At 68.7% G+C, this 7,538-nt stretch carries 9 protein-coding genes; 5 read left to right on the top strand and 4 right to left on the bottom strand.

The features are described 5' to 3' along the window. Nucleotides 1-476 (top strand): M23 family metallopeptidase (locus tag RWO82_RS14400; RefSeq protein WP_314428219.1); only part of this gene is annotated, 476 nt, incomplete at its 5' end. A gap of 85 nt (nucleotides 477-561) precedes the next feature. Here RWO82_RS14400 and RWO82_RS14395 read toward each other — a convergent pair. The 3 genes from RWO82_RS14395 to RWO82_RS14385 all read right to left on the bottom strand — a co-directional run bounded on the left by RWO82_RS14395 (nucleotide 562) and on the right by RWO82_RS14385 (nucleotide 2,741). Then, nucleotides 562-1,053: an inorganic diphosphatase gene (locus RWO82_RS14395; protein WP_314428218.1), complete on the bottom strand. Its 492-nt coding sequence runs from the start codon at nucleotides 1,051-1,053 to the stop codon at nucleotides 562-564. Between the two features lie 43 nt (nucleotides 1,054-1,096). Further along, complete coding sequence (locus tag RWO82_RS14390; protein ID WP_314428217.1) at nucleotides 1,097-1,741, bottom strand: TMEM175 family protein; 645 nt, start codon at nucleotides 1,739-1,741, stop codon at nucleotides 1,097-1,099. Between the two features lie 64 nt (nucleotides 1,742-1,805). Continuing rightward, a complete protein-coding gene (locus RWO82_RS14385) occupies nucleotides 1,806-2,741 on the bottom strand; it encodes a LysR family transcriptional regulator (RefSeq protein WP_314428216.1) in 936 nt (311 codons plus the stop codon). A gap of 150 nt (nucleotides 2,742-2,891) precedes the next feature. On the opposite strand from RWO82_RS14385, the gene RWO82_RS14380 reads away from it, so the two are divergent. The 3 genes from RWO82_RS14380 to tilS are packed head-to-tail and all read left to right on the top strand — an operon-like array spanning nucleotide 2,892 to nucleotide 6,090. Further along, nucleotides 2,892-4,271 (top strand): MFS transporter, encoded by a 1,380-nt coding sequence (locus RWO82_RS14380; RefSeq protein WP_314428215.1) that lies wholly within the window; start codon nucleotides 2,892-2,894, stop codon nucleotides 4,269-4,271. Next, nucleotides 4,268-5,065: a 3-hydroxybutyrate dehydrogenase gene (locus RWO82_RS14375; protein WP_314428214.1), complete on the top strand. Its 798-nt coding sequence runs from the start codon at nucleotides 4,268-4,270 to the stop codon at nucleotides 5,063-5,065. Before RWO82_RS14380 ends, RWO82_RS14375 begins: the two co-directional genes overlap by 4 nt. A gap of 38 nt (nucleotides 5,066-5,103) precedes the next feature. Beyond that, complete coding sequence (gene tilS, locus RWO82_RS14370; protein ID WP_314428213.1) at nucleotides 5,104-6,090, top strand: tRNA lysidine(34) synthetase TilS; 987 nt, start codon at nucleotides 5,104-5,106, stop codon at nucleotides 6,088-6,090. 246 nt (nucleotides 6,091-6,336) lie between these two features. On the opposite strand, the gene RWO82_RS14365 is transcribed toward tilS, so the two are convergent. Then, entirely contained in the window at nucleotides 6,337-6,927 is a 591-nt protein-coding gene (locus RWO82_RS14365; protein ID WP_314428212.1) for a DUF937 domain-containing protein, read from the bottom strand. A gap of 138 nt (nucleotides 6,928-7,065) precedes the next feature. Between RWO82_RS14365 and hpt the strand changes: the two genes are divergently transcribed. Next, the coding region (gene hpt / locus RWO82_RS14360) for a hypoxanthine phosphoribosyltransferase (RefSeq protein WP_314428211.1) at nucleotides 7,066-7,538 on the top strand (473 nt) is incomplete at its 3' end.

Here is a 7,538-nt window from a genome sequence, read left to right as displayed (position 1 = left end):
CAGCAGCCGGTGGCGGTGGCGGCGGAGGCGGTGGCGGCGGTGGCGGCGCCGGAGGGCAGGCCGGCACCGGCGGATGGGTGAGGCCGCAGGGCGGCTATCGCAGTGCCGGTTACGGATCGCGCCCGCGTCCGTGCCCGGCGTGCTCGGCGTTCCACTACGGCGTCGACCTCGCGAACGGCTGCGGTGCCGCGATCTTCGCCGCGCAGTCGGGCACCGTCGATTACGCGGGCCCCAACGGCAACTACGGCAACTACATCCGCATCCAGCACGGCGGCGGCGTCGCCACCGGCTACGCGCACATCAAGCCCGGTGGGCTCAACGTGCGCAACGGGCAGTGGGTCAACTCGGGCGACATCATCGCCTGGGCGGGCAACACCGGAGCATCCGTCGGCTGCCACCTGCACTTCGAGGTCTACATCGACGGCCGTTACACGAACCCGATCGACTTCCTCGCGGGACGGGGCATTTCGGTCTGAGATCCCCACCGCATGCACGAGACCCCCGGCCGCTGAGCGACCGGGGGTCTCGTGCATCGGGCTCACGCGCCCGTCGGATGCGGGATCAGTGACCCTGCTCGCCGAAGCGGACGATCGCCTCGTCGAGGATGCGCTGCGCCTCGGCCTTGTCGCCCCATGCGTCGACCTTGACCCACTTGTTGGGCTCGAGGTCCTTGTAGTGCTCGAAGAAGTGCTCGATCTCCTTCTTGGTGTACTCCGCGAGGTCACCGATGTCCTGGATGTGGGCCCAGCGGGGGTCCTTCGAGAGCACGGCCACGAGCTTGTCGTCGCCACCGGCCTCGTCGCTCATCTTGAGCACGGCGACGGGGCGCACCTCGACGACGACGCCGGGGTAGATGGCGTGGTCGAGCAGCACGAGCACGTCGAGCGGGTCGCCGTCCTCTCCGAGCGTGTTGTCGAAGTAGCCGTAGTCGGCGGGGTACCCGAAGGTCGTGTAGAGCACGCGGTCGAGGTGCACTCGCCCGGTCTCGTGGTCGACCTCGTACTTCACGCGGCTGCCGCGCGGGATCTCGATGACGGCGTCGTGTGCGCCCATGCGTGTGCTCCTTGGAAATGACGGTTGGATGCCGCGCACTAGCCTACCCGCGGCCGGCCGCGGGCTTCGGCCCCTGTCGCGACATGCGGCCGAGCAGCTTCGAGGCCACGCCGCTCAGCAACAGCACGAGAAGTCCCGCGTAGCCGATCGACGGCACGAACACCGCGAGCGCGAGAGCGATCAGGAACAGGATGATCGCGGCGAGATCGCCGTGCACGCCCGCCCGCACGACATCCGCGGGAGCGGTGGTGACGTCGGGGTGCCGCAGCAGGTACAGCCATCCGGCCAGAGTCGTGACCTGCGTGAGGATCAGCGTTCCGATGTACACGACCGGCTGCAGAGAGTCGGTCTCCATCTGCCCGATCATCGCGGTGGGCACCGGCAGCCACACGATCGTGGCCATCCAGGCGACGTTGATCCAGAGCAGCGGGCCCGTGACCCATTCCACGTCGCGGTACTGCCGGTGATGGCCCATCCAGAACGTCGCGATGAGCACGAAGCTCAAGCCGAAGCTCAGCAGCTGGCCGGAGTGCTCGACGAAGAACTCGGCAGTGCTGATCTTTTCCGTCGCGGCGTCCGACACGGACTCCATCAGGGGCAGGATCAGCAGTGTCATCGCGATGGCCACGACGGCATCGACGAAGGCCTTGAACCGTTCGGTCCTGAATCGCACTGGCTGATCCGTCACGGCGTCAGGTTAGGACCAGGCGCACCCCGAGCGCGAGCGCTGCACGGCGATCCGTCCAGGTGCGCTACGGCGAAGGCGGCGCAGATCCCGCGCCGAGGAGCGCGTCGCCGACCGCGACCGTGCGGTCGCGGATGGCCGCCGCCACGGCGGCGACCGCGGGCTGACGCAGCGAGTCGGGTCGCAGCACCATCCAGTACGGCAGGCGTTCGGCGAACTCCTCGGGCAGGAGGCGCACGAGGTCGGGGTGGCGGTCCGCGAGGAAGCACGGGAGCAGGCCGATGCCCGCACCGGCGCGTGTGGCCTCGACGTGGACGAAGACATTGGTGGAGCTCAGGGCGTCGAGCATGTCCGGCACCAATCGCCGCGGCGCGTCGAGATCGTCGACCTGGAGCATCGAATCGACGAAGTAGACCAGAGGATGCGCGCTCAGCTCGTGGATGCCTGCGGGAGCTCCGCACTCCCGCAGATACTCGTGCGACGCGTACATGCCCAGCGTGTAGAAGCCGAGTCGGATCGCCTCGGCGCGATGCACCTGGGGTTCTCCGACCACGACCTCGAGATCGAGTCCGGATCGGTGCTGCAGGGCGCGCCGGGTGACGGCCACGATCTCCACGCTGAGACGCGGATGCCGCCGTCGCAGCTGCGCGACCGCAGGGGCGATCACGAAGGCGCTGAAGCCGTCGGTGGCGGAGATGCGCACGACCCCGGCGATCTGATCCGTCTCGGCATCCCCCTCGTTGATCGTCGCCAGGGCCGTCTCGACGTCTTCGGCAGCGCGTGCCGCGCGACGCCCGAGTTCCGTCAGCTCCCATCCGCCCGCACTGCGCGAGAGCACTCGGCCGCCGAGATCCTTCTCGAGTGCGGCGATGCGCCTCGAGACGGTCGTGTGGCTGAGGCCCAACGTCTCGCCCGCGGTCGTGAAGCGGCCCGCTCGGGCCACGGCGAGGAGGATCAGGAGATCGTCGGGATTCGGGGCGACGCTGCCCGGGGAGAGGACCATATCTGCAATTCTGCACTCGATCTGTGCCGGACTGGTCATTGGCGCACAGTACGGGCCGTGCGCATACTGGCGGAGGCCACCCCGCTGAGGGAACACGGCCCGCCGGGCAGTCGTCGACGAGGACGCTGCAGAACACGAAGGAGTGCATTCATGGGCGCGAGGCAGAACGTCGTCTCCGAGACCGAACCCCGGGCATCCGGGTTGAAGAAGATCGTGGCCGCCTCGATGGTGGGCACCGTGGTGGAGTGGTACGAGTTCTTCCTCTACGCCACCGCCGCATCGCTCGTGTTCGGCACCTTCTTCTTCCCGAATGCCGGCACCGAGCTCGACGGCATCATCGCGGCGTTCCTCACCTACGCGGTCGGCTTCATCGCGCGTCCGCTGGGTGGCATCGTGTTCGGCCAGATCGGCGACAGGCTGGGCCGCAAGCACACTCTGCAGGTCACGATCATCCTGGTCGGCGTCGCCACCTTCCTCATGGGATGCCTGCCCGGATTCAACTCCATCGGGTACTGGGCGCCCGCGCTGCTGGTCATCCTGCGCTTCATTCAGGGCTTCGCGGTCGGCGGCGAATGGGGCGGCGCCGTGCTGCTGGTCGCCGAGCAGAGCCCGAACAGATCGCGTGCGTTCTGGTCGAGCTGGCCCCAGGCCGCCGTCCCGGTGGGCAACCTGCTGGCCACGCTCGTGCTGCTGGGCATGTCGTGGGCCCTTCCCTCCGACCAGTTCCTCAGCTGGGGCTGGCGTGTGGCCTTCTGGGTGTCGGCGATCGTCGTCGTCATCGGCTACTACATCCGCACCCACGTCAGCGAAGCGCCGATCTTCCTCGAGGCCCGCGCGCAGGTCGAAGCCGACAAGGCGGTCAGCTACGGAGTCCTCGAGGTCGTGCGCAAGTACCCCCGCGGCATCTTCGGGGCGATGGGCCTCCGCTTCGCCGAGAACATCCTGTACTACATCATCGTGTCGTTCACGATCGTCTACCTGAAGACGGTGCACGAGTACGACACCAGCCAGCTGCTGCTCGCGCTGCTGGTCGCGCACGCGATCCACTTCCTCGTGATCCCGCAGGTCGGACGCCTGTCGGATGCCTGGGGTCGCAAGCCCGTCTACCTGGCCGGCGCCGTGCTCGGGGCGAGCTGGGCCTTCTTCGCCTTCCCGATGTTCGACACCCAGAACCCGTTCGTCATCATCGCGGCCGTCACGATCGGGCTGTGCTTCCACGCGCTCATGTACGCGGGACAGCCGGCCATCATGGCCGAGATGTTCCCGACCCGCATGCGGTATTCGGGCGTCTCCCTGGGCTATCAGGTGACCTCGATCGTGGCGGGCTCGCTCGCGCCCATCATCGCGACAGCACTGCTGCAGGACTTCGACTCGTGGCTGCCGGTGGCCGTCTACGTGGCGGCCGCATGCGCCGTCACCGCAGTCGCCGTGGTCACCCTGAAGGAGACCCGCGGTGTCTCGCTGCACGACATCGACGACGCGGATGCCCGCAAGCACGGACTCAGCACGTCGCGAGTGAGCGCCTCGTGACCGGCGCGCACGCCGAGACGGCGAGCCCACCCGGTGGGTCGCTGAGCGGTCGACGCGCTCTGGTCACGGGGGGTGCCGGTGGCATCGGTCTCGCGATCGTCCGGGCGTTGGCTGCGCGCGGTGCTCATGTCATCGTGGCCGACGTGGACCGCGCGCGATGCGACGCCGTCGCGACCGAGGTCGGCGGTTCCAGCTGGCCGGTCGACCTCCTCGATCCGGCCGCCGTCGCCGAGACCGAGCTGGCGCCGGTCATCGCCGACGTGGACATCCTCGTGAACAATGCGGGAATCCAGCACATCAGTCCCCTCGAGGACTTCGAACCGCAGGAGTTCCGACGGATCGTGACCCTCATGCTGGAGGTTCCGTTCCTCCTGATCCGCGCGGCGCTGCCCGGGATGTACGCGCGCGGCTTCGGTCGGATCATCAACGTGTCGTCGGTGCACGGGCTGCGGGCATCCGCCTACAAGTCCGCCTACGTCGCGGCCAAGCACGGGCTCGAGGGGCTCTCGAAGGTCGCGGCCCTCGAGGGAGGGGAGCACGGCGTCACGAGCAACTGCGTCAACCCCGGTTATGTGCGGACGGCCCTGGTCGAGAAGCAGATCGCCGACCAGGCCCGGGTGCACGGCATCCCGGAGGCCGAGGTGCTGGCCCAGATCATGCTGACCGAGAGTGCGATCAAACGCCTGGTCGAGCCGGAAGAGGTCGCCTCCCTGGTCGCGTGGCTGGCCGGCGACGAGGCATCGATGGTCACAGGAGCCAGCTACGCCATGGACGGCGGGTGGTCCGCTCGGTGACCTCTCGGGGGACGGATGCGCCGCGCTACCGTTGCAGGGTGCCTTCACTCTCACCCGTCATCGCAGAGATCCGCCTCGCTGTGCGCACCGCGCTCGACGACCTGCCCCAGGGGTCGACGGTGGTGGTCGCGCTCTCGGGCGGGGCGGACTCGCTCGCTCTGGCCGCCGCGACGGCGTTCGAGGGGGCGAAGCTCGGCCTGCGGGTGGCGAGCCTGACGGTCGATCACGGACTGCAGGACGACTCGGATGCCGTCGCGGCGAGTGCGGCGCGCACGGCCACGGCTCTCGGGCTGGACGCCCTCGTCGTGCGGGTCGAGGTCGGAGACGACGGCGGTCCGGAGGCCGCGGCCCGCGAGGCGCGGTATCGGGTGCTGAAGGATGCTGCGGCAGATGTCGGCGCGTCAGCCGTGCTCCTCGGGCACACTCTCGACGATCAGGCCGAGACCGTGCTGCTCGGCCTTGCACGCGGATCCGGCGCCGCCAGCCTGCAGGGCATGGCGCCCGTGCGGACCGACGACGACGGGCTCCGCTGGGTGCGACCGCTGCTCGGCGTGCGTCGCGACACGACTCGGGCCTTCTGCGCGGCATCCGATCTCGACGTGTGGGACGACCCTCACAACTCCGAGCAGCGCTTCGCGCGGGTCCGTGTGCGCGAGCGCGTGCTGCCCGTGCTCGAGGCCGAGCTCGGTCCCGGCATCGCCGAGGCACTCGCTCGCACGGCCGAACAGCTCCGCGAAGACGCCGAGGCGTTCGACGAGATGATCCACGAGACCATCGAGGACATCGTCGAGCACGCCGAAGCAGGGATCTCGGTCAGCGTCGCCGCTCTGGCCGCGAACCCCGCGGCACTGCGCAACCGGATCATCCGCCTCGTGGTCGACAGTGAGTTCGGGGTCAGCCTCACGCGCCTGCAGACCCTCGAGGTCGCGCGGCTGGCGACCGACTGGTCCGGACAGGGCCCTATCGACCTGCCCGTGTGCTCGGCCGCACGACTCGGCGGACGCATCGTCTTCACGGCGCGCTGACGTTTCGTCTCAGGCGACGTCGTCGAGCCGGCTGCGCCTTTCCCCGGTCGTTGAGCGAGCCCGGCGGAGCCGAGCGAGTCGAAACGTGGGTGAGGTCGTCTCGCGGCGTTTCGTCTCAGGCGACTTCGTCGTCTTCGCTCAACGACCTTTCCGGTCGTTGAGCGAGCCCGGCGGAGCCGAGCGAGTCGAAACGTGGGTGAGGTCTTCGTCTTCGCCCACCGACCGGGCGGCGCAGGCCGCGCCGCGTTACTTCTTGCCGCCGAGGAGCCCTCCCAGCAGGTCGCCGATGCCGCCGCCGCCCGAGGACGAGCCGCCGCCGAGCAGGCCGCCGAGCAGGTCTCCGATCCCGCCGCCGCCCGACGACGAGCCGCCGCCGAGCATGCCGCCGATCACGTCGCCGATGCCGCCACCGCCGGACGACGTCTCTGTCGTCTCGGTCTTCGCGCTCTTGTCCTTGGTCGCGTTCGCGATGAGTCCCATCACGATCGGGGCGAGGATCGGCAGGAGCTTGCCGAAGTCGATGCCGGCCGTCTGGGGCGACTCGGTGAGCTTCTCGGTGACCTTCTTCTCGTCGGCGCCCAGGATGTGCGAGACGATCTTGCCGCCGTCGGCCTGATCGATGTCGTCGACCTTCGAGGCTCCGGTCGCACCTTCGTGACGCTTCAGCGCGTTCTCGATCGCCGAGGAGCCCTGCGGGGTGGAGGCGTTCTTGGCCAGGCCGCCGAGCAGCACCGCGCCGCCCTGCTCGACCCCGGCCCGGGCGACCTCGGGGGAGACTCCGAGCTTCGCGGCGATGTCGTCGATCGGCACCTGCGTGAGGATGTCGTCAAGAGCCATGGAGATTCCTTCCGTCGTGGGCATCCGCCCGTCTCACGGTTCAGGGTAGTGCGGATGAGGGAGGCGCACCCGGAATTCTGGTGAGCGATCGGCGGATCCTGTGCGGGAGCATCGGTGCGCGTCACCTAAAATCGATCCATGCGCGCCGCGGAAATCCAGGACGACCTTGACCAGATCCTCGTCACCGAGGAGGAGATCATCGCGAAGCTCGACGAGCTCGCGGCTCAGGTCGCCGTCGATTACGCGGGCAAGGAGCTCATCCTCGTCGGTGTGCTGAAGGGTGCGGTCATGGTCATGGCCGACTTCGCTCGGGCGCTGCCGTTCCATGCCCCGATGGACTGGATGGCGGTGTCGAGCTACGGCGCGAGCACCAAGTCGAGCGGCGTGGTACAGATCCGCAAAGACCTCGACACCGACCTGAACGGCAAGCACGTGCTGATCGTCGAGGACATCATCGACTCCGGTCTCACCCTGAGCTGGCTGCTCGAGAACTTCGAATCGCGCGGCGCCGAGTCGATCGAGGTGCTTGCACTGCTCCGCAAGCCCGAGGCCGCCAAGGTCGTCATCGACTGCAAGTACGTGGGCTTCGACATCCCCACCGACTTCGTCGT

It is taken from the genome of uncultured Microbacterium sp. (genome assembly GCF_963521645.1).
Taxonomy (GTDB): Bacteria; Actinomycetota; Actinomycetes; order Actinomycetales; family Microbacteriaceae; genus Microbacterium.
The sequence above is the reverse complement of the archived record's forward strand: the minus strand, read 5'-3'. Positions and strand labels throughout refer to the sequence as shown.

Coding starts and splice junctions, on each gene's coding strand:
- RWO82_RS14380 (WP_314428215.1), top strand. CDS start 2,892: ATGGGCGCGAGGCAGAACGTCGTCTCCGAGACCGAACCCCGGGCATCC.
- RWO82_RS14385 (WP_314428216.1), bottom strand. CDS start 2,741: ATGGTCCTCTCCCCGGGCAGCGTCGCCCCGAATCCCGACGATCTCCTG.
- RWO82_RS14395 (WP_314428218.1), bottom strand. CDS start 1,053: ATGGGCGCACACGACGCCGTCATCGAGATCCCGCGCGGCAGCCGCGTG.
- RWO82_RS14365 (WP_314428212.1), bottom strand. CDS start 6,927: ATGGCTCTTGACGACATCCTCACGCAGGTGCCGATCGACGACATCGCC.